Genomic DNA, 20,496 nt, shown 5'->3' on the forward strand with positions numbered 1-20,496 from the left:
CGGGCGGCGCGGGCGGGGTCGCCGCGGGCGGCGTGGGCGGCTTGGGCGGGGTCGCGGCGGCCGACGCCTGCTGAGCGGTCGGCTCGGCCTGCACGGCCGGCGCGACCGGGGCGGTCGACGCGGCGGACGCGGCGGACGCGGCGGACGCGGTCGGCTGCACCGGCTCGGTCGTCGGGGGCACCGGCAGGGTGTCGGCCTTGCCGGACGGCCGTCCGTTGACGTGCCCGTTCCGGGCGTACCCGCTGCCGTTCTGCGCGTGGCCGTTCACGTGGCCGTTCTGCGCGTGGCCGTTCACGTGGCCGTTCCGGGCGTGCCCGTTCACGTGCCCGTTGTGCGCACGGCCGTTCGCGTGCCCGTTCACCGCGCCGGCGACCGCGCTCTCCAGGGTCGTGCCGAAGCGGGCCGTGACCGGTGCCGTCAGCGGGGCCGTCACCTGCGCCGTCACCTGCGCCGTCACCGGGGCCGTCTGCGGCGTCACCTCGGGGGTCGCCTGCGGCGCCACCGCGGGAGCCGCCACCGCCGGTGGCTCCTCACGACGCCGGTTGGCGCGCCGCCGCTCGGCGGCGAGGGTGCGCAGCACCCGGGTGCCGTCGGCGAAGGTTCGCAGGTTGGTGTCGCCGAAGAGGCGCTCGCGCTCGTAGGAGGGCACCTCGGTGACCCGCAGCCCGGCCGCCGCGACACGGCAGGCCAGCACGGTCTCGATCTCGAACCCGTCGCCCCAGAGCATCGACCCGTCGTCCGGTGCGGGAGCGTCCACCGGCGGCAGCTCCAGCAGGGGCAGGAGGTCGGCCCAGAAGGCGTTGTAGCCGTAGCACAGGTCCGAGTGCCGGGTGCCGAACAGCGCGTTGGCGACCCCGTTCAGCCCGGCGTTGCCGCTGCGGCGCAGCAGCGTGATGTCGTCGCTGCCGCCGCCGCGCGCGAAGCGGCTGCCCTTGGCGAAGTCGGCTCCCGCCTTCAGCGCCGCCACGAACGCCGGGATCTCGGCCGGGTCGGCCGACCCGTCGGCGTCGAACATCACGAGGATGTCCCCGGTGGCGGCGGCGAACCCGCACGCCATCGCGTTGCCCTTGCCCTTGCGCGTCTGCTCGACGATCCGGACCCACGGCAGGACGCGCCGTGCGGTCTCCACGGTGCCGTCGACCGAGTTGCCGTCGACGACGATCACCTCGTGGACCGCGGGCCGCACGGCCGCGATGGCCGGCAGCACCACCTGCAGGTTGCGGGCCTCGTTCCGGGTGGGCACCACCACGGAGACGGTCGGATCGTCGCTGCGCTGGACACTGCGCCGGTCACTGCGCTGCATCGCAGTCTCCCCCTCGTCGCACGTCGTGTGCTGTCGCGTTGACGCGTCGGCGCCCGACTTCTGCAGGTCGAGATGTCACCCGGTACTCCGTCATCGCTTGGTCTATCCCTCGGCCTCGTCGGCGCGTTACGTGACGGGACGTTCGCCCGCCCGCGTGGACGCACCCCCCCGCCGCCCCCGATCGTGACCCGGACGACTCCGCTCCGCACTTCCGCGGGTGCTCGGCTGCTCCGGGATCACGACGCGAACCTTACGGACAGTGCGTCCGGGCCGCCGACCGGCCCCGTCCGGTGTGCTCGGTACAGTCGCGCCATGGACAGCACGGACCGCCTCGCGCACGCGGCGGAGCAGCGGGAACCGGGCCGCCGGTGACCGCGGCCGGCTTCCCCGGTGTGTATCAGGCCACGGTGTCCGTGGTCGCCGCCGTCACGGACGGCGAGCGTCATCTGGCCGAGACGATCGGCTCGGTGCTGGAGCAGACCGAACCCGAGTTCGAGCTCGTGCTCGTCGACAACGGGAGCACGGACGGCACGTTCGAGATCATGCGGTCCTTCGCGGACCCGCGGATCCGGGTGGAGCGGACCGACGAGCGCGTCTCCCGCGCCGAGGCCCGCAACCGCGCGATCGCGCTGAGCCGGGCCCCGCTGGTGAAGACCGTCACGGACGGCGACATCCTCCACCCGCGCTGCCTCGAGCTGCAGACCCAGCCGCTGCTCGACGACCCGGGGCTGACGCTCGTCGCGGCCCGCCGGCACGTCGTCGACGACAAGAGCCGGGTGCTCGTCCCCCGCCGCGGGCTCAACGGGCTGATCGGCACCCGCAGCGGCGACGAGGTGGCACGCAAGATCGTGCGCAGCCGGAGCAACCTGATCGGCGACGCGTGCAACGTCACCTTCCGGCGGGAGAGCTTCACCGCCGCGGGCGGCTGGCGCGGGCGCCGGGACGAGCTGCTCGACCTGGACTGCTGGCTGCGCCTGCTGCACCACGGCGAGTTCCTCGGCCGGCCCGAGCCGCTCGCCGCCGTGCGGATCAGCGGTTCGCCGCGCCAGCCGGGCTACGCCGAGCGGGTCCGCGGCGAGCACACGGCCATCGTCGCCGAGCTCGGCGACTCCCCCGTCTACGAGGTCCGCGCGCTCGACCGCCTCGTCGGTGCGGTACTCGCGCCGGTGGGTGCGGTGCGGCGCTCCGCGTTGTCCGTCCTCGCCTCGCGCTCGGAGAAGCGCGAGGAGCGGGAGCGCCGGCGGGAGCTCGCCGCGGCCTGAGGCGGGCGGCCCCCTCCGACCGGACAGTCGCCGCGCCTTCGCTCCCGCAGGTTGTTTGCGATTGCGGCGCCGAGGCGTTGAGATGAGGGGCGGCGCCGGGACCGGCGCACCCCTCGCACCCCGGGAGGCCTCGTGGTCACCGCCATGCACATGAGCGACGGGCTGGTGAACGCCCCGACCTCGCTCGTCTTCGGGGCCGTGGCCGTCGTCGGCCTCGTCCTCTGCCTCGTGCGCGCCCGCGCGGACCTCGACGAGCGCACCGCGCCGATGGCCGGTCTGGTCACCGCGTTCGTGTTCGCCGCGCAGATGATCAACTTCCCGATCCTGCCCGGCGCCAGTGGCCACCTGCTCGGCGGCGCCCTCGTCGCGATCCTGGTCGGGCCGTGGGTCGGCACGGTGTGCATCGCGATCGTGCTGCTGGTCCAGGCGCTGCTGTTCGCCGACGGCGGGCTCACCGCGCTCGGCACGAACGTCACCAACATGGCGCTCATCGGCGTGTTCACCGGCTACGGGGTCGCCCTGCTGCTGCGCCGGGTCGCCCGGCGCGGCCGGGGCGGGCTGATGGCCACGGCCTTCGTCGCCGCGTTCGTCAACACCGTGGTCGCCTCGCTGGGCTTCGTCCTCGAGTACGCGATCGGCGGCAGCGGCGGCGCCGCCCTCGGCACGGTGTTCGTGCTGATGGTCGGCCTGCACGCGCTGATCGGGATCGGCGAGGGCGTGATCACCGCGACGACCGTCGGTGCGGTCGCGTCCGTCCGGCCCGACCTCGTGTACCTGCTGCGCGGCACGGCGACGCCGCTGACCCGCAGGTCGACGCCGTCCGCGCCGTCCGCGCCGTCCGCGCCGGCGGCCGGGGGTGGGGCGTGAGCGGCCGCCGCGGTTTCCTCCTGGGCTTCCTGCTGGTCGCCCTGCTCGTCGCCGGCGGGCTCTCCTCCTTCGCCAGCTCGAGCCCGGACGGACTGGACACGGTCGCGCTGCACGGCTGCCAGGTCACCCGGACCGGGACCGGCGAGCAGCTCGACGGCACGTGCATCGCGCAGAACGCCGGTGAGCACGCGACCGCGGGCTCCCCGCTGGCCGACTACTCGGTGGCCGGCGGCGAGGGCACGGTCGGGATCGCCGGGATCATCGGCGTGCTCGTGACCCTCGTCCTCGCCGGCGGGCTGTTCCAGGTGCTGCGCCGGCGCGCCCCCACCGGGTCCACGCCGCCGGGGGACGACTGAGGTGGGCGCGGGCCACGCGCACCCGCTGCACCTGCACCGCGACTCGCCCGTCCACCGGCTGCCGCCGCAGGTGAAGATCGTCGCCGCGTTCCTGGGCGTGGTGTGCGTGGTCGCGACCCCGCGCGAGGCGTTCCCGGTGTTCGCGGGCTACGTGGTGCTGCTCCTCGCGGTCTGGGTCGCGGCCCGGATCCCGGTCGGCTGGATCCTGCGCCGCTCGGTGATCGAGCTGCCGTTCGTGGTACTGGCCGTGCTGCTGCCGATCACCGGGCCGGACCCGCGGATCGAGTGGCTGGGGCTCCCGCTCTCCGAGCCCGGCCTGCTCGGCGCGTGGAACATCCTGGCCAAGGGCACCCTCGGCGTCCTCACCTCGCTCACCCTGGCCGCCACCACGCCGATGCGGGAGCTGCTGGTGGGTCTGCAGCGGCTGCACGCCCCCGCGCTGGTCACCACGATCGCCACGCTCATGCTCCGGTACGTCGACGTGATCGCCGGGGAGGCCCGGCGGATGCGGCTCGCCCGGATCGCGCGCGGGCACGACCCGCGGTTCCTGTGGCAGGCGGGCGCGACGGCCCGTGGCGTGGGAGCCCTGTTCGTCCGCTCCTACGAGCGCGGCGAGCGGGTGCACCTGGCGATGCTGTCCCGCGGCTGGACGGGCGCGATGCCGGTGCTCACCGAGAACCGCACGACCCGGCGGGACTGGGCCGCCGGGCTGGCGCCGGTCGCCGTCGCCGCGGCGCTGGCCGTGACCGGATGGGTGATCGCATGACCCTCGCCGACCCGTCGCGCACCACCGGCGGCACGGCGCCCCCGCCGCCGTCGCTGCTGGTGCGGGACCTGCTGTTCGCCTACCCGGACGGGCACCAGGCGCTGCACGGCGTGGACCTGCGGATCGAGCCGGGCGAGCGGGTGGCCCTGCTCGGCCCGAACGGCGCCGGCAAGACCACCCTGGTGCTGCACCTCAACGGCATCCTCGCCCCCGGCGAGGGCACCGTCGAGGTCGGCGGGCTGCCCGTCACGAAGGAGCACGTCCAGGAGATCCGCCGCCGCGTCGGGATCGTCTTCCAGGACCCCGACGACCAGCTCTTCATGCCCTCGGTCCGCGAGGACGTCGCCTTCGGCCCCGCGAACTTCGGGCTGCGCGGGCCGGCGCTCGCGGAGCGGGTCGACCGGGCACTCGCGGCCGTCGGGATGCGGGAGCACGCCGACCGTTCGCCGCTGCACCTGTCCGGGGGGCAGCGCCGGCGGGTCGCGCTGGCCACGGTGCTGGCCTGCGATCCCGAGATCCTGGTGCTCGACGAGCCGTCGTCGAACCTCGACCCGGTCGCCCGCCGCGAGCTCGCCGAGGTGCTGCTCGGGCTGGGCCGGACGATGCTGATGGTCACCCACGACCTGCCCTACGCCCTGCAGCTCTGCCCGCGCAGCGTCGTGCTCGACGACGGCGTGGTCGTGGCCGACGGGCCCACCCGGGAGCTCCTGGCGGACCGCGCCCTGCTCGAGCGCCACCGCCTGGAGCTCCCGTTCGGGTTCTCACCTCCTGATCGCATCATGGAACCATAACGCCGATTCCGATCAGTTCTATGAGCGTTATGGAACCATGATGCGCAAGAACCCCCGGCCTGGAGCGCATCATGGTTCCATGATTCGAGTCAGCGGGGTGGGGCGTCCTCGGACCAGTCGCCCCGGGTGGGGACGCCGTTGGGCGGGATCTCCCCGGTGCCCCGGGCGGGGCGCGGCTCCTCCCCGATCGCCGGCACATGCTGGGTCGCCTCGGCCGTGGCCGCGGCGACCTGCCGCGCGATCTCCGGGTCCCCGGTGGTGTCGAACCAGTCCTTGACGGACTCCTCGTCCTCCTCGGGGACCGAACGCACGCCGTCGTCGGGCGAGGGGGTGTACTTGAAGACGCCGTCCTCGCCGGGGGCGCCGAGCATCTTGGTGAAGCCCTCGAGCGCCTTGCCGAAGTCCGACGGCACCAGCCACACCTTGTTCGCCTCGCCCGCCGCCATCTGCGGCAGGGTCTGCAGGTACTGGTAGGCGAGCAGCTCGGGCGTCGGGCGGCCGGCCTTGATCGCGGCGAACCGCTTCTCGATCGCCTTCGCCTCACCCTGCGCCCGCAGGTACTGCGCCGCCCGCTCGCCCTGCGCCCGCAGGATGCGCGACTGCCGCTCGGCCTCGGCGTTGAGGATCGCCGCCTGCTTGGCGCCCTCCGCGGTGAGGATCTGGCTCTGCTTCTGGCCCTCCGCGCTGCGGATCGCCGACTCCCGCTGGCCCTCGGCCGTGAGGATCATCGCCCGCTTCTCGCGGTCGGCCTTCATCTGCCGCTCCATCGACTCCTGGATCGACGGCGGCGGGTCGATGGCCTTGATCTCCACCCGCTCGACGCGGATGCCCCAGCGGCCGGTGGCGTCGTCGAGCTCGCCGCGCAGGACCGTGTTGATCTGGTCCCGCGAGGTGAGCGTCTCCTCCAGCGTCATGCCGCCGACGACGTTGCGCAGCGTCGTCGTGGTGATCTGCTCGACGCCGACGATGTAGTTCGAGATCTCGTAGACCGCGGACTTCGGGTCCGTGACCCGGAAGTAGACGACGGTGTCGATGTTCACCGTCAGGTTGTCCTGCGTGATCACCGGTTGGGGCGGGAAGGACACGACCTGCTCGCGCAGGTCGATCCGCTCCCGGATCCGGTCCACGAACGGGACCAGGAACGCGAGCCCCGGGTTCTGCGTGGTCTTGTACCGGCCCAACCGCTCCACCACCGCGGCCGTGGCCTGCGGGATGATCTGCACCGCCTTCGTCAGCGTGATGATCACGAACAGCACGATCAGCACGACCACGACGAGCAGTCCGACGTTCACCGTGTCCATGTCCCTTCCCCCGTCTACTCGGCGAGCACGAGCACGGTGGCGCCCTCGATGCGCACCACCGTGACCCGGTCGCCGGGCTCCATGACCTGCTCGCCGTCGAAGGCGCGGGCGGACCACTCGTCCGGCCCGATCCGCACGCGGCCGCCGTGCCCGTCGACCCGCCGGGAGACCACCGCCGTGCCCCCGACGATCCGGTCGGTGTGGTGCACGTAACCCTCGATGGACTTCTGCGCCTTGCGCCGCAGCACGGGCCGCACCCCCGCCAGCAGCAGCACCGAGGCGATCGCGAACAACAGCGTGCTGCCCAGCCAGCCCAGGCCGAAGAGCGCCGAGCCCCCCGCCGCGACGAGCGCCCCGCCGCCGAGCATCAGCAGGACGAACTCCCCCGCCAGCATCTCGCCGGCGAGCAGGGCGATCCCGGCGATCAGCCAGATCAGCGGAACCATGACCTCAGGATGGCAGAGGTCCCGCGGCGAGGTGGCCGAAACGATCATTGCGGTCGCACAACGACCGCGGTCAGCCCTCCTGCGTCACGAAGTCGATCAGCTGTTCCACGGCCCCGATCAGCGAGGAGTCCAGGTCCCGGAAGGACTTCACGGCGCCGAGCACCCGGCGCGCGCCGTCGGCCGGCTCGCCCCAGCGCAGCGCCCGGCACACGCCGGTCTTCCAGTCGGTGCCGCGCGGGACCGTCGGCCACGCCCGGATCCCGACCGCCTCGGGCTTGACGGCCTCCCAGACGTCGACGAAGGGATGGCCGGTGACCAGTACGTTCGGCCCGGCAGCCAGATCGTTCATGACGGACGCGGCCTGGCGGGTCTCCATGCTCCCCGCGACCAGGTGGTCGACGAGGATCCCGAGCCGCCGGTGCGGCGCGGGGCCGAACTCGCGAACCGCCGCGGCGAGGTCGTGCACGCCGTGCAGCGGCTCCACGACCACACCCTCGACCCGCAGGTCGTGCCCCCAGACCGTCTCGAGCAGCGCGGCGTCGTGGATGCCCTCGACCCAGATGCGGGCCGCGCGGGCGGTGCGGGCCTTGAGGTTCTCCACCCTGACCGAGCCCGACGCCGAGCGGACCGGTCCCTTCGGCGCGGCCGCGGGCCGCACGAGCGTGGCCGGTCGCCCCTCGTACAGGAAGGCCGCGGGTCGCAGCGGGAAGACCCGGCGCGCGCCGAAGCGGTCCTCCAGGGTGACCTCGCGGGCGTCGATCCGCACCACCGCCCCGCAGAAGCCGCTGCCCGGGTCCTCGACCACCAGGCCGGGCTCCGCGGGGATCTCCGGGATCTCACGCTTCGTCCGGACCCGGGTCCCGTCGGCGCCGAACGCGCCACGGTAGTCGTGCGTGTGGGGTGCGGGCATGTCCGGGTTGTATCCCAAGGGGCACACCGGATCGCCGCCGACACGCGGGCGTGGCGCCCGAAGAGCGCAGCGCGCACGCGACCGCTCACCGAACGTCACCCACCGTCACCCGCACGGCAGAGGCCGACCCCCCGTCACGCGTGGTTAGCCTGGCGTTCGTGCCCCGCTCCTCCGCCACCTTCGCGGTGTGGTCGTCGGCCTGGCTGGCCGGCTCCGCCGCGCCGGACGACGTGCTCGACGCGCTCACCCCGTGGGCCGAGGCCCACGACGTCGTCGCCGTCGACGAGGCCACCGCGGCCGCCACGGACCTCCCCGCGCCGGGCGCGCCCGTCTCGTCGCTCACCTTCCTGCTCGCCGCGCTGCGCCGGGCCCCGCGCGGGGCCGGCCGGCTGGTGCTCCCGGTGCCCGGCGACATCCGTGGCCTGCCCGGCCCCGGTTCCTTCACCCGCGCCGCGATCGCGGCCGGGGAAGGTGTGCTGTTCGCGGAGGCCGGGCTGGGCGTGGTGCCGAGCCCCATCGCCGACGGCGTCCTGCGCTGGACGGTGCACCCGGTCCCGGCCCCGCTGCCGCCCGCCGAGTACGTGCCGCTGGCGGAGGCCGAGCACGAGCTGCGCGCCCAGGTGCGGGAGTCGACGTCGATCCTCATCGAGCTCGGGGTCGCCCGGCACCGGCCCGGGGTGCGCGAGGAGATCGCCGCCGCCCTGCGCGCCCGGCCGGCCACGCACTGGCCCGCGGGGATGCCGGGCCGCGCGCTGCGGGTCCTGCAGCAGGCGGACGAGGTCGAGGCGATCCTGGCCGCCGCCTCCGCGGACGAGCCCGGCGGTGCCCTGTCGGCCTCCGCCGCCACCGCCCGACGTGAGGCCCTGCGCCCGCTCGACACCGCCGTCCGGGTCGCCCGGCGCGCCGCGGTCGCCGAGGCGGTCCGCTCCTACGCCCCCACCCCGTGACCGCGAGTCGCGAGCTCCGACACCGCGAGTCGCGACTTCTGACACCGCGAGTCGCGACTTCTGACACCGCGAGTCGACGGTTTCGGGCGGCCGAGTTGCCCATCCCGGTCGCTCCCGGGATGTGTGTCTCGGTGCCCCGGAAGTGCCGACTCGCGGGTCCTCACCCCCGCGCCCGCGCGGCGGCGATGAGCGCCCGCGCCGCGGGTCCGTTGGGCCCGTCCGACCGCCAGGCCAGGTCGATCCGGCTGCGCACCTCCGGTACCAGGGCCGCGGCCGGGACCTCCAGCCCGGCGGCCCGGACCGCACCGGCCGGCAGCACCGCCACCCCCAGGCCGCGGGCAGCGAGCCGGGCGAGCAGCAGCGGGTCCCCGGCCTCGAACGCGATCGCCGGGCGCACGCCCGCCGCTGCGCACGCCGCGTCGAAGGCGCCGCGCGGCCCGGTTCCGGGCGACATGCACATCAGCGGGCGACCCATCAGCTCGCCCAGCCCCACCTCGGCCGCGTCCGAACCGACCGCGACCAGCGCCTGGTCGGTGATCGTGCGTGTCGCGACGCCCGGCGGCGGGTTCCCCGCCATCCCCGCCCACACCAGGTCGACCTCCCCCGCGACGAGCTGCGCGAGCAGGTCGTCCGAGGTCCCCTCCCGCAGCGAGATCTCGACGGCGGGGTGCGCCGCGCGGAAGTCCGCCAGCAGGTCGGGTAGGTCGGTGGCGGCGAGCGAGGGCGCCATCCCGACCGCCACCCGTCCCCGGACCAGACCCTTCAGCTCGTCGACCGCCAGCCGGGCACCCTCGACCGCCGCGAGCGCCGCCCGCGCATAGGGCAGCACGGCCTCCCCCGCCGCCGTCGGGGCGACCCCGCGCGAGGTCCGGGTCAGCAGCGGCTCGCCGAGTTCCCGCTCCAGCTGCCGCAGCTGGGCGCTCACACCGGGCTGGGCGACGTGCAGGCGGGCGGCCGCCGCCGTCACGGTCCCCTCCTCGATCACCGCGACCAGATACTGCAGGTGACGCAGCTCCATAAGCAGTAATGCTAGCCGAGAGACCACCCATGTCTTGGACTTCTGCCCTTCCCTCGCCCAGCCTGGGGTCATGACCACGACGAACACCCTCATCGGCGCCGTCCTCCGCCCGGGGGACCCCGGCTACGACGCCGAGCGCCGCGGCTTCCAGGCCGCCCGCGCGCACCGTCCGGACCTCGTCGTCGCCGCCCGGTCCGCGGCCGACGTCCGGGCCGCCGTGCGCCACGCCGCCGAACACGGCCTCGCGCTCGCCGTCCAGTCCAGCGGGCACGGGCTCACGTCACCGCTCGACGGCGGGCTGCTGATCAGCACGCGCCGGCTGCGGAAGGTCCGCGTGGATCCGGCCGCTCGACGCGCTCGGGTCGAGGCCGGCGCGACGTGGGCCGACGTCGTCGCCGCCGCGAGCCCGCACGGCCTCGCGCCGCTCAGCGGCAGCTCCCCGAACGTCGGCGTGGTGGGCTATCTCCTCGGCGGCGGGTTCGGCCTGCTCGGCCGCACCTTCGGGTTCGCGGCGGACCGGGTCCGCCGGGTCGAGGGCGTCGCCGCCTCCGGCGAGACGGTCGAGCGGGACCGGCTTGCGGCGGACGGCACGGTCGTCACCGCCGTCGAGATCGAGCTCGTCGAGGTCGCCGAGATCTGGGGCGGCTCGCTCGCGCTCGAGGTCACGTCCGCCGTGCTCGACGGTTGGGCCGCGTGGAGCGCCGACCTGCCCGAGGAGGTCACGAGCGGGATCTCCCTCGTCCCTTTCGGACACGACCCGGGCCTGCCGCCGCCGTTCCGCGGACGGCACATCGCCATGATCACCATCGCCGCCACCGTCGACGCCGAGGCGCTCGCCGGCTCCCTGCGCGACCTGGGTCCGGTGCTCCACGAGCGCCTGCGGTGGATGCCGGCGGCCGAGTCGCACACGATCCACCGGGACCCGACCGAGCCCGAGCCGTACGTCGGCGACGCCCGACTCCTCCACGCCCTCGATCGCGACGGGCTGCAGGCGATCCCCCCGCTGACCGGCCCGGGCGCCCCGGTCCCCTCGGTCACCGAGGTGCGCCGCCTCGGCGGGGCGTACGCCCGTGGCCGGACGGTTCCCGCGAGCTTCCGGGACGCCGCGTACCTGCTGCGGGCGGTCACCGTTCTCGACGGCCCGGACGAGACCGCCGCCCGCGCGGTGCACCGGGACCTGTTCCGGCCGTTCGGCGCGGACGATCTCGGCCGTGCGTGGACCTTCGCCTACGGCCTGGACGGCCAGGACTAGTCGTTGACAGGTTCTCCTGACCGAGTCGGCTCTGTCGGCGTCGAGTTCGAGGAGGGGAGCGTGGGATGCCCACGACGACCGCCGTTCCCGCACCCCGGGGCGTCCGAACCGCACATCCCGGGAGCTCCCGGGATGTGCGGTTCGGTGCCGCGGAAGTGCCGACTCGCGGTGCCGCAACTCCCGACTCGCGGGAGCACAGAGCGCGGCCTCGGGGGACCCCCGGTGGCTAGGGGCGGGTGGGGCGGCGGACCGGCTCGCAGCAGTTCAGCGCGCAGGGGGCGCCGTCGACCGTGCGGCCTGCGCGGGGGACGCTGCCCAGGGCCCGGACGGGGGCGCCTTCCTGCAGCTCCGCGATCAGCTCCACGACCATGTCGGCGAAGCGCGGGTCCGGGCCGGCCGTCGCGGCCCGCGCGAACGCCATCCCCAGCTCGGAGGCCTTCTCCGCGGCCTCGTTGTCGAGGTCCCAGATGACCTCGACGTGGTCGGAGACGAACCCGACCGGCGCCACGACGACCGCCTCGATGCCCTTCGCGTGCAGCGCCTCGACGTGGTCGACGACGTCCGGCTCCAGCCACGGCACCTGCGGCGGGCCGGACCGGGACTGCCACACGACGTCGTACTCGGTGGTCCCCAGCTCGGCCGCGACCAGCCGCGCCGCCTCGGCGACCTGCCGCGAGTAGCGGTGCCCGCCCTCCTCCGGCACCCCGGCCGCGGCGTCGGCGGCGACCGGGACGGAGTGCGCGGTGAACACGACCCGGGCACCGTCGGGCACCTGGGCCAGCGCGGCGCGCACCGCGTCGGCGTTGGCCTGCACGAACAGCGGATGGTCGAAGAAGTGCCGCAGCTTGGTCAGGTGCGGGGCTCCGGCGCCGACGGCGGCGCGGGCGCGGGCGATGTCGTCGTCGTACTGCCGGCAGGCGGAGTAGCCGCCGTAGGCGCTGGTGGCGAACACCAGGGCGTTCCGCACCCCGTCGCGGGTCATCTCCGCGAGGGTGTCCTCCACCATCGGGTGCCAGTTGCGGTTGCCGAAGTAGACCGGCAGCTCGGTGCGCGCGCGGAGCGCGCCGATCAGCTCCCGGTTGCGGGCGTTGATCGGCGAGACGCCGCCGAAGTGCTGGTAGTGCTCCTCGACGGCGTCGAGCCGCTCCGGCGGCACCCCGCGCCCGCGCACCACGTTCTCGAGGAACGGGCGCACCTCCGCCGGCCCTTCGGGGCCGCCGAAGGAGAGCAGGAGCAGCGCGTCGTACGGACCGGGGGGCGGGGTCGAGGACGGAACCACGCGCTCATTCAACCCCGGCCCGCGAACGCCCGCCCGTCAGACCCCGATGGCGTGGAACCCGCCGTCGGCCCACACCATCGAGCCGGTGGTGACGGGCAGCCAGTCCGAGAGCAGCGCGCAGACCGTCTTGGCGACGGGCACGGGGTCGCCGACGTCCCAGCCCAGCGGCGCGCGGCCGTCCCAGTTGTCCTCGAACGCGGCGAAGCCCGGGATGGACTTCGCGGCCATCGTCTTCACCGGCCCGGCGGCCACCAGGTTGACCCGGATGCCCTTGGGGCCGAGGTCGCGGGCGAGGTAGCGGGTGACGGACTCGAGCGTCGACTTGGCGACGCCCATCCAGTCGTAGGCCGGCCAGGCCTGCCGGTTGTCGAAGTCCATCCCGACGACGGACGCGCCCGGCCCGAGCAGCGGCAGCAGCGCGGTGGACAGCGACTTGAACGAGTACGCGCTGACCTGGATCGTCGTGGCGACGTCCTCCCACGGGGCGTTGAGGAAGGCGCCCTCACCCAGGCAGGAGGCCGGGGCGAAGCCGATCGAGTGGAGCACGCCGTCGAGCGCCGGCGCGTCCCCGAGGTGCGGGGACACCCGCTCGACCAGGGAGTCCAGCTGCTCCTGGTTCGCCACGTCGAGCTCGACGACCGGGGCGGGCTTCGGCAGCCGCTGCGCGATCCGCTCCACCAGCCGCAGCCGGCCGAACCCCGTGAGCACGACCTCCGCGCCCTGCTCCTGCGCGATCTTCGCGGCGTGGAACGCCAGCGACGCGTCCGTGATCACGCCGGTGATCAGCAGCTTCTTGCCCTCGAGCAGTCCCATCAGGACCCTTTCCTCGCGTGTCGGGGAGTTCTAGTGGCCCATGCCGAGGCCGCCGTCGACCGGGATGACCGCCCCGGTGACGTACCCGGCCTGCTCCGAACCGAGCCAGGTGACGGCGGAGGCGACCTCCGCCACCGAGGCGTAGCGGCCCAGCGGGACCTGCTTGGTGATCTCGGCGCGCCGCTCCTCGGAGAGCGCGCGGGTCATGTCGGTGTCGACGAAGCCGGGGGCCACGACGTTGGCGGTGATGCCGCGGGAGCCGAGCTCGCGCGCGACCGAGCGGGCCAGCCCGACCAGCCCGGCCTTGGAGGCGGCGTAGTTGACCTGGCCGGCGCTGCCCAGCAGCCCGACGACGGACGAGATGAAGATCATCCGCCCGCCCTTGGCCTTGAGCATCCCGCGCGAGGCGCGCTTCGCGACCCGGTAGGCCGCGGTGAGGTTCGCGTCGAGGACCGAGGTGAACGAGTCCTCGCTCATCCGCATGAGCAGCCCGTCGTCCGTGATCCCGGCGTTGGAGACCAGGACCTGCACGGGGCCGTGCTTCTCCTCGACGGTCGTGAACGCCGCGTCGACGGCGGCGGCGTCGGTGACGTCGCACTGGACCGGCAGCAGCTCGCCCGGGAGCCCCTCCGCCGAGCTGCGGTACGTCACCGCCACCTGGTCCCCCTGGGCCGCGAACGCCTCCGCGATCGCCAGGCCGATGCCGCGGTTTCCTCCGGTGACCAGCACGCTCCTACCCACGGGCACAGAACCTAGTGCACGGGCGCGCGGCGGGCCGCGACACGCGTCACGGCGCTCGTCGGCGTGGTGGGCGGGGCGCTGGTCGCCGCGATGGCACGCCCGCGCTCACGGCAGGCGGCGCCCGAGCAGCAGCCCGCTGCCGAGCCCCACCACGAGCAGCAGCGCGCCGCCGGCGAGCCACGGCCGGCTGGTGTCGACCCGGCGCACCTCGTACCCGATCTGCTCGGACAGGTCGGCGTAGACCCGGCGCAGCTCGTCCTCGCTCGCGGCGGTGAAGAACTGGCCGCCGGAGAGGTCGGCGATCTGCTTCATCGAGGCGTCGTCGACGGCGACGCGGGTGCGGCCGCCCTCGATGTCGATCGTCCCGTACTCCGTGCCGAACGAGATCGTGGAGACCGGGATCTTCGCCTCGGCGGCCTGCCGGGCGGCGGTGAACGCGCCGCGCGGCTCGTTCTCCCCGTCCGGTCCCGGGACCGTCTGCTTGCCGTCGCTCATCAGCACGATCCGGGCCGGCGGGGGCGCCTCCTCGCCGCCCGACCCCGAGGCCGCCACGGACTGGGAGAACGACTCGATCGACTGCATCGACGCGAAGATCGCCTCGCCAGTCGCCGTGGACTCCGAGAGCTTGAGCCCGTCGACGGCGCGCTTGACCGAGTTGCGGTCCGTGGTCGGCGAGACCAGGACGGCCGCGGTGCCCGCGAAGGAGACCAGGCCGAGGTTGATCCCGGGCGTGAGCTGGTCGGCGAACGCCTTCGCCGCGGCCTGCGCGGCCGCGAGCCGGGTGGGTTCGACGTCCGTGGCCTGCATCGACAGCGACACGTCGATCACCAGCATCACCGTGGCCCGGTTCCGCGGGACCTTGGCCTCGGCCTGCGGGCCGGCCAGCGCGATCGTCAGCACCGCGAGCGCGGTGACCAGCGCGGCCGCGGGGAGGTGCCGGTACCAGCCGGGCCGCTTGGGAGCGACCTTCTCCAGCAGTTCGAGGTTGGTGAACCGGAGGACGTCCCGGCGTCGCCGGCGCAGCAGCACCAGGTACCCGGCCACCAGGGCGGCCACGATCAGCAGTCCGAGCAGCCACCAGGGCGAGGCGAACGTCATGCCGGGGTCACCGCCCACCGCCCGACCAGGCCCGCTTGCGGGCCAGCGCGAACCGCACGATGTCGGAGATCCAGTCCGAGTCGGTGCGCAGCCGCAGGTGCCCGGCCCCGCAGCGGCGCAGCGCGTCGGCCACCCGGTCGCGGTGCGCGGAGGCGGCCGCGGCGTACTCGCGGCGCAGCAGCGGCGTGGTCTCGACCTCGCGCTGCCGGCCGGTCTCCGGGTCGGCCAGCACGACCGTGCCCACGTCCGGTAGGTCCAGCTCGCGCGGGTCGAGGACCTCGACGGCGAGCAGGTCGTGCCGGGCGCCCAGGCCGCGCAGCGAGCGCTCCCACTCCGGCTCGCCGAGGAAGTCCGAGATCACGACGGCGAGCCCGCGGCGGCGCGGCGGCCGGCGCAGCTGCTCGAGGGCCGCGGTGAGGTCGCCGCGGGTGCCGTCCTCCGCGCGGGGCACCTCGGCCACCCGGCGCACCACGCTGCGGGTGTGGGCGAGACCGCCGCGGGCCGGGATCCGGACGGTCCGGGCGCCGGTCGACACGATCGCGCCGATCCGGTTCCCGCCGCCGCGGGTCAGGTGCGCCACCGCCGCCAGGGCGGCCACCGCCAGGTCGCGCTTCTCGCAGTGCGCGGTGCCGAAGTCGAGGCTCGGCGACAGGTCGACGACGACCCAGGTCTCCAGCTCGCGGTCGGCGATCGTCTCGCGGACGTGCGGCTCGGTGGTGCGGGCGGTGACGGCCCAGTCCATCCGCCGGACGTCGTCGCCCGCCCGGTAGGGCCGCGCCTCCGCCGGTTCGGATCCCGGACCGGGCAGCAGGCCGAGATGGTTGCCCTGCAGCAACCCGTCGAGCCGGCCGCGCACGGTCAGCTCGAGGGTGCGAAGCGCCGCCTCGAGGTTGCCCTGCCGCAGCGACGGCGGGCCGGAGTGGGCGAAGTGGGCGGCGCAGCCCGCGCGGGGGCCCGCCGGGCTCGGCGCGGTCACGACGAGCCGGCCGCCGGCGGGTAGGCGGCCGCCGGCTGCGCCGCCTGGGCGGGTTGCGGCTGGACCTGCGGGCGGGCGGTGACCTGCGGCAGCGGCACGGTCTGCAGGACGCGCTGCAGGATGTGGTCCATCGGGACCTGGTCGGCGACGGCGTCGTAGGACAGCACGAGCCGGTGGCGCAGCACGTCCGGCGCCACGTCGAGGACGTCCTGCGGCAGCACGTAGTCCCGCCCGCGGACCAGCGCCAGCGCGCGGGCCGCGGCGACGATGCCGAGCGTGGCACGCGGGGACGCCCCGTAGGCGACCCAGCCGGCGATGTCCTGCAGCCCGTGGTCCGCCGGGGTGCGGGTGGCGACGACCAGCCGCACCACGTAGTCGACGAGCGCGTGGTGCACGAAGACCTGCGAGGCCACGCCCTGCAGGCGGACCAGCTCGGCCGGCTCCATGACCTGCTCGGCCACGGGGGGCACCGCGCCCATCCGGTAGACGATCTCGCGCTCCTCCTCGACGCCCGGGTACTCCACGATGATCTTGAAGAGGAAGCGGTCCCGCTGCGCCTCGGGCAGCGGGTAGACGCCCTCGTTCTCGATCGGGTTCTGGGTGGCCAGCACGAGGAACGGGTCCGGCATCGGGAAGGTCCGGCCGCCGATCGACAGGTGCCGCTCGGCCATGACCTCGAGCATCGCGGACTGGACCTTGGCCGGGGCGCGGTTGATCTCGTCCGCCAGCACGAAGTTGGCGACGACCGGGCCCAGCTCGACGTCGAACTCCTCGCGGCCCTGCCGGTAGATCCGGGTGCCGAGGATGTCCGACGGGACGAGGTCCGGGGTGAACTGCAGCCGCGCGAACGTGCCGCCGACGACCTTCGCGACCGTCTCCACGGCGAGGGTCTTGGCGACGCCCGGGACGCCCTCCAGCAGCAGGTGCCCCTTGGCGAGCAGCCCGACGAGCATCCGCTCCACGAGCCGGTCCTGCCCGACGATGACCCGCTTGATCTCGAAGACCGCGCGCTCGAGGAGCTCGGCGTCGTCCTTGGGGGTGGACGCGGGGGTGGACGCGGGGGCCGGCGGCGTGGCGGCCGGGGTGCCGGAGGGCGGCGTCGGGTCGGGGGAAGGCTGCACGCTCACCGCCCCATCACACCGGACGTCCCGTGAACTACCGGTGAGCGGGGTGCGGCCGCGGCGCTAGATCACCCGGGAGACCGTGGGCAGCAGGCCACCCGAGTACCGGACCGGGGAGATCGTGACCCGCGCGCCGGAGTACGGGGCCTCGATCATCCTCCCGCCCCCGATGTAGAGGGCGATGTGGTAGACGCGGCCGTTGCGGGCCCACGACAGCATGTCGCCGGGCCGCATCTGCGCGAGCGGGACCTGGTCGCCGTAGGCGTGCTGGTTGCCGCTGTAACGCGGCAGCTTCACCCCGACCCCGGCGAACGCGTAGAGCATCAGACCCGAGCAGTCGAAGCCGACCTTGCGGTAGTCGCCGAAGCGGTCGGCGACCCCGCCGTCGCGGATGCCGAGCGACGGGCCGCGGGCGGTCCCGCCGCCCCACGCGTAGGTCACGCCGAGCTGCGACATCGCCCGGTCGATCACGGTCTGCACCGCGCCCGAGCCGGTGCGGCGGACGGTGGGCGGCGGCGCCGACCCGGCCCGGGCCGCGGCCTCCTCGCGCGCGGCGCGCTGCCGGGCGGCCTCGGCCTCCTCCTGCGCCCGCTGCCAGTCCTGGAAACGCTGCCGCTGCGCGCGCAGGCCGGCGTCGGCGTCCTCGGCGGCGTCGAGCTGGGCCTGGACCTGCGCCTGCTCCCCCGCGACCGCCTCCATCCGCCGGGCCTGCACGTCCGCGGCCTGCTGCGCCCCGGCGAGGGCCTGGTCCGCGGCGACCTTGGCGGCGGCGGCGGCCTGCCGGCGCTCCTCGGCCTCCTCCTGCGCCTTCCGGGCGGTGGAGTCGGCGTTGGCCTGCTGCACGCGGGCGCGCTCGAGCCCGTCGAGCGCGGCGGCCTGCTGCTGGGCGAGCGCGTCCGTGAGCTGGGCCCGGTCGACGAGGTCCTGCGGCCCGGTCGCCGTGGTGAGCAGCCCGATCGGGCCGAGGTCGAGACCCTGCGAGTAGGTGCCGGCGACGAAGTCGTCGAGTCGGGTCCGGGCGGCGTCCACGGCCTTGCCCGCCGCCAGCGTCTGGGCGCGTGCCGAGTCGGCGCGGGCGGCCGCCGCGTCGGCCTCGGCCTGGGCGCCGGTGAGGACGTCGAGCGCCTGGTTGGCGGACTCGTGCTGCTCGGCGACCTGGATCTGCAGCTCGTCGGCCTCCGCCTGCAGCTCGGAGAGCCGCTGGGTCAGCCGCGCGACGTCGGCGGCGCGGCCGTGCACGGCGTCGCGGCTGCGCTGCAGGTCCTCGTTGCTCGGGTTCGGCGGCGGGGTCGGGTCGGGCGCGGCGCCCGCCGGCGCCACCGAGGCGGCGGTGAGCAGCGTGACGAGCAGGACGAGCAGGAACCCCCGCGCGAACCGCACCGCTTCCCCCCGGTGATCGACTGGATCGGGGGCACCTTGGCACCGGCCGCCCGTCACCCCCGGTCGCCACGCCGGTACGCGGGGCGAACTTCCTCCACTCGGAGGACGGCGGCCGGTCCCGGCCGCGCCGCGGGCTGGGCCGGACGGAGGAGCACAACCCGGTACTCCCACCCTGTTCCGGACACCCGGGATCCACCATGATCCCGGCGAGCGCACCCGACGGCGGGTGCCCGACGAGGGGGTACGACGGTGAGCGACGGCGGCCAGGGGCCCGGGCAGGGTCCGCACGCGGGAGGCCGGGACCCCGGCCCGTCGACCGGCCCGCAGCCGTACCCGGGCGACCGCGCGTGGGCGGAGGGCCCCGGCGTCGGAGCGGCCCCGGCCGCGCAGTACCCCACCGAGCAGTACCCGCCGCAGCAGTACCCGGCCCAGCCGGCCTACGGTGGGCCGCCCGCCTGGAGCCCGCCGCCCGGGCCCGGCGGCGACGGCAGTGGCGGCGGCGCCGGGGGGCCGCGGCGGAAGCGGCGGTGGCCACTGGTCACCGCGGCCGTCGCGGTGCTCGCCCTGCTGGCGGGCGGGGGCGTCGCGGTATGGGCGCTGCTCGGCGGCAGCGGCGGCGCGAGCTCTCCGAACGGCGCCGTCACCGCGCTCGCCGCGGACCTCGAGGGCCGCGACTACCTGCGTGCCTACAGCCGGATGGCGCCCGACGAGGCCAGCCTGCTCACCGACCTCGGCTCGGTGCTCACCGGTGAGCTGCAGCGGCTCGACGTGCTGCGCCCCGACGCGCGGGCCGACGCGAGCCTCGACACCGTGACCTTCTCCGGGCTGCGGTTCGACGAGGCCGGCGCCGAGCAGGTCCGCCCGAACGTCACGATCACCAAGCTCGTCGCCGGCACCATCACGACGACCCGGGATCCGGCGAGCCTGCCGTTCACCGACTCCTTCAAGGCCAAGGTCTACCCGAACGGGGCCCCGCCCGCGGCCGTCCCGGAGACGATCGACATCGCGCAGGTCGTGCGCGAGCAGGGCGAGCCCATCCGCGTCGCCACCGTGCAGGTCGACGGCGAGTGGTACGTCAGCGGCCTCTACACCGCGGCCGACTACGCGCTGAAGGACGCCGTGGCGCCGTGGCCGACGACGTCGGTCGACGCCCGCGGGGCCGGGAGCGCGCAGGACGCCGTCCGCGACCTCGTCCAGGCCGCGCTCGACGCGGACGTCCGCCGGGTGATCGAGCTGACCGACCCGACCGAGATGGCCGCGCTGCACGACGCCGGACCCGCCCTCGTCGACGACGCCGCAGGCGCGCAGCCCACCGGGGCGCGCCTCGTCGACCTGCGGACCACCGAGACGGAGGTCCGCGGGCGCACCGCGCTCTCGCTGGCGAGCCTGACCGTCGACGACGGCACCGGCACCGGGGTCACCGTGACCCGGACCGGCGACTGCCTGACGATCAGCGGGGTCGAGGGCGCGCCGCCGCAGCTGTGCGCGGGCCAGCTCGGCTCGCTCGTCGGCGCCCAGGTCGGCACCACGCCGGCCGTCCGGCAGCTGGTCCCGCGGCTGGCCGCGGCGGTGCTGGACGTGAAGGTGGTGACGACCGAGGACGGCGGGTCCTGGTACGTCTCGCCCGGTCAGACCGTCGTCCAGCTCTACGCCGACCTGCTCGGCGCGCTGCAGCCCGGCGACCTCGACGCCTTGGTCGCCGGCAACTGATCCCCCGTCCGCGCGGCGGGCGGGCGGGGNACCTCGCGCCGCCGGTCGCCGTGCGTTCCGGCGTCGTTCCCGGTCTTTCCCCCGCCCGTTTCGGGGTACGCCCGTGACCTGCGACCCCCTCCCTCGACCCCGTATATAGGACAGGCGTACTGTTTGAGG

The 20,496-nt window shown here is 75.0% G+C and carries 20 protein-coding genes; 8 read left to right on the top strand and 12 right to left on the bottom strand.

From position 1 onward, the window contains the following. Positions 1-1,303, bottom strand: a 1,303-nt coding sequence (locus ACFQH9_RS09065; RefSeq protein WP_379565477.1) for a glycosyltransferase family 2 protein, incomplete at its 3' end; no start/stop codon positions are given. A gap of 407 nt (positions 1,304-1,710) precedes the next feature. Between ACFQH9_RS09065 and ACFQH9_RS09070 the strand changes: the two genes are divergently transcribed. From ACFQH9_RS09070 to ACFQH9_RS09090, 5 genes are all read left to right on the top strand, one after another. Further along, on the top strand, positions 1,711-2,565 hold the full coding sequence (locus tag ACFQH9_RS09070) for a glycosyltransferase family 2 protein (protein WP_379565478.1): 855 nt from the start codon (positions 1,711-1,713) through the stop codon (positions 2,563-2,565). Positions 2,566-2,715: 150 nt separating this feature from the next. Beyond that, positions 2,716-3,432: an energy-coupling factor ABC transporter permease gene (locus ACFQH9_RS09075; protein WP_379565479.1), complete on the top strand. Its 717-nt coding sequence runs from the start codon at positions 2,716-2,718 to the stop codon at positions 3,430-3,432. Beyond that, positions 3,429-3,788 (top strand): PDGLE domain-containing protein, encoded by a 360-nt coding sequence (locus ACFQH9_RS09080; protein WP_379565480.1) that lies wholly within the window; start codon positions 3,429-3,431, stop codon positions 3,786-3,788. The genes ACFQH9_RS09075 and ACFQH9_RS09080 overlap by 4 nt, the downstream gene beginning before the upstream one ends. Position 3,789: 1 nt before the next feature. Further along, positions 3,790-4,554 (top strand): cobalt ECF transporter T component CbiQ, encoded by a 765-nt coding sequence (cbiQ, locus tag ACFQH9_RS09085; RefSeq protein ID WP_379565481.1) that lies wholly within the window; start codon positions 3,790-3,792, stop codon positions 4,552-4,554. Next, positions 4,551-5,345: an energy-coupling factor ABC transporter ATP-binding protein gene (locus ACFQH9_RS09090; RefSeq protein WP_379565482.1), complete on the top strand. Its 795-nt coding sequence runs from the start codon at positions 4,551-4,553 to the stop codon at positions 5,343-5,345. Before cbiQ ends, ACFQH9_RS09090 begins: the two co-directional genes overlap by 4 nt. Before the next feature lie 89 nt (positions 5,346-5,434). Here the strand turns inward: ACFQH9_RS09090 and ACFQH9_RS09095 are convergent, their stop codons facing one another. The 3 genes from ACFQH9_RS09095 to ACFQH9_RS09105 form a co-directional block, all read right to left on the bottom strand. Continuing rightward, positions 5,435-6,646, bottom strand: coding sequence for an SPFH domain-containing protein (locus tag ACFQH9_RS09095; protein WP_379565483.1), 1,212 nt, complete (start codon positions 6,644-6,646; stop codon positions 5,435-5,437). 14 nt (positions 6,647-6,660) lie between these two features. Beyond that, on the bottom strand, positions 6,661-7,092 hold the full coding sequence (locus tag ACFQH9_RS09100; protein ID WP_379565484.1) for an NfeD family protein: 432 nt from the start codon (positions 7,090-7,092) through the stop codon (positions 6,661-6,663). A gap of 70 nt (positions 7,093-7,162) precedes the next feature. Next, complete coding sequence (locus tag ACFQH9_RS09105; RefSeq protein WP_379565485.1) at positions 7,163-8,002, bottom strand: DUF3097 domain-containing protein; 840 nt, start codon at positions 8,000-8,002, stop codon at positions 7,163-7,165. Positions 8,003-8,160: 158 nt separating this feature from the next. On the opposite strand from ACFQH9_RS09105, the gene ACFQH9_RS09110 reads away from it, so the two are divergent. Then, positions 8,161-8,949, top strand: a complete 789-nt coding sequence (locus ACFQH9_RS09110; RefSeq protein WP_379565486.1) for a hypothetical protein — start codon at positions 8,161-8,163, stop codon at positions 8,947-8,949. Between the two features lie 160 nt (positions 8,950-9,109). Here ACFQH9_RS09110 and ACFQH9_RS09115 read toward each other — a convergent pair whose 3' ends face one another. Next, on the bottom strand, positions 9,110-9,967 hold the full coding sequence (locus ACFQH9_RS09115; RefSeq protein ID WP_379565487.1) for a LysR family transcriptional regulator: 858 nt from the start codon (positions 9,965-9,967) through the stop codon (positions 9,110-9,112). Between the two features lie 70 nt (positions 9,968-10,037). Here ACFQH9_RS09115 and ACFQH9_RS09120 point away from each other — a divergent pair, with 70 nt between their 5' ends. Next, on the top strand, positions 10,038-11,219 hold the full coding sequence (locus ACFQH9_RS09120; RefSeq protein WP_379565488.1) for an FAD-binding oxidoreductase: 1,182 nt from the start codon (positions 10,038-10,040) through the stop codon (positions 11,217-11,219). 226 nt (positions 11,220-11,445) lie between these two features. Here the strand turns inward: ACFQH9_RS09120 and ACFQH9_RS09125 are convergent, their stop codons facing one another. The 7 genes from ACFQH9_RS09125 to ACFQH9_RS09155 all read right to left on the bottom strand — a co-directional run bounded on the left by ACFQH9_RS09125 (position 11,446) and on the right by ACFQH9_RS09155 (position 18,627). Further along, the gene (locus ACFQH9_RS09125) at positions 11,446-12,498 is read right to left on the bottom strand and encodes a ferrochelatase (protein WP_379565489.1); all 1,053 of its coding nucleotides are present in this window, start codon (positions 12,496-12,498) and stop codon (positions 11,446-11,448) included. A gap of 36 nt (positions 12,499-12,534) precedes the next feature. Further along, a complete protein-coding gene (fabI, locus tag ACFQH9_RS09130; protein WP_379565490.1) occupies positions 12,535-13,311 on the bottom strand; it encodes an enoyl-ACP reductase FabI in 777 nt (258 codons plus the stop codon). A 30-nt stretch (positions 13,312-13,341) separates the two neighbouring features. Further along, a complete protein-coding gene (fabG, locus tag ACFQH9_RS09135; protein ID WP_379565491.1) occupies positions 13,342-14,052 on the bottom strand; it encodes a 3-oxoacyl-ACP reductase FabG in 711 nt (236 codons plus the stop codon). Between the two features lie 105 nt (positions 14,053-14,157). Further along, the gene (locus ACFQH9_RS09140) at positions 14,158-15,150 is read right to left on the bottom strand and encodes a VWA domain-containing protein (protein ID WP_379565492.1); all 993 of its coding nucleotides are present in this window, start codon (positions 15,148-15,150) and stop codon (positions 14,158-14,160) included. 7 nt (positions 15,151-15,157) lie between these two features. Beyond that, on the bottom strand, positions 15,158-16,126 hold the full coding sequence (locus ACFQH9_RS09145) for a DUF58 domain-containing protein (RefSeq protein WP_379565493.1): 969 nt from the start codon (positions 16,124-16,126) through the stop codon (positions 15,158-15,160). Next, positions 16,123-17,253 (bottom strand): AAA family ATPase, encoded by a 1,131-nt coding sequence (locus ACFQH9_RS09150; protein ID WP_379565494.1) that lies wholly within the window; start codon positions 17,251-17,253, stop codon positions 16,123-16,125. The genes ACFQH9_RS09145 and ACFQH9_RS09150 overlap by 4 nt, the downstream gene beginning before the upstream one ends. Before the next feature lie 57 nt (positions 17,254-17,310). After that, positions 17,311-18,627: an NlpC/P60 family protein gene (locus ACFQH9_RS09155; RefSeq protein WP_379565495.1), complete on the bottom strand. Its 1,317-nt coding sequence runs from the start codon at positions 18,625-18,627 to the stop codon at positions 17,311-17,313. A 249-nt stretch (positions 18,628-18,876) separates the two neighbouring features. On the opposite strand from ACFQH9_RS09155, the gene ACFQH9_RS09160 reads away from it, so the two are divergent. Next, positions 18,877-20,337 (top strand): flagellar basal body protein FliL, encoded by a 1,461-nt coding sequence (locus ACFQH9_RS09160; protein ID WP_379565496.1) that lies wholly within the window; start codon positions 18,877-18,879, stop codon positions 20,335-20,337. Positions 20,338-20,496: the final 159 nt, after the last annotated feature.

It is taken from the genome of Pseudonocardia lutea (assembly GCF_042658055.1).
GTDB lineage: Bacteria > Actinomycetota > Actinomycetes > Mycobacteriales > Pseudonocardiaceae > Pseudonocardia > Pseudonocardia lutea.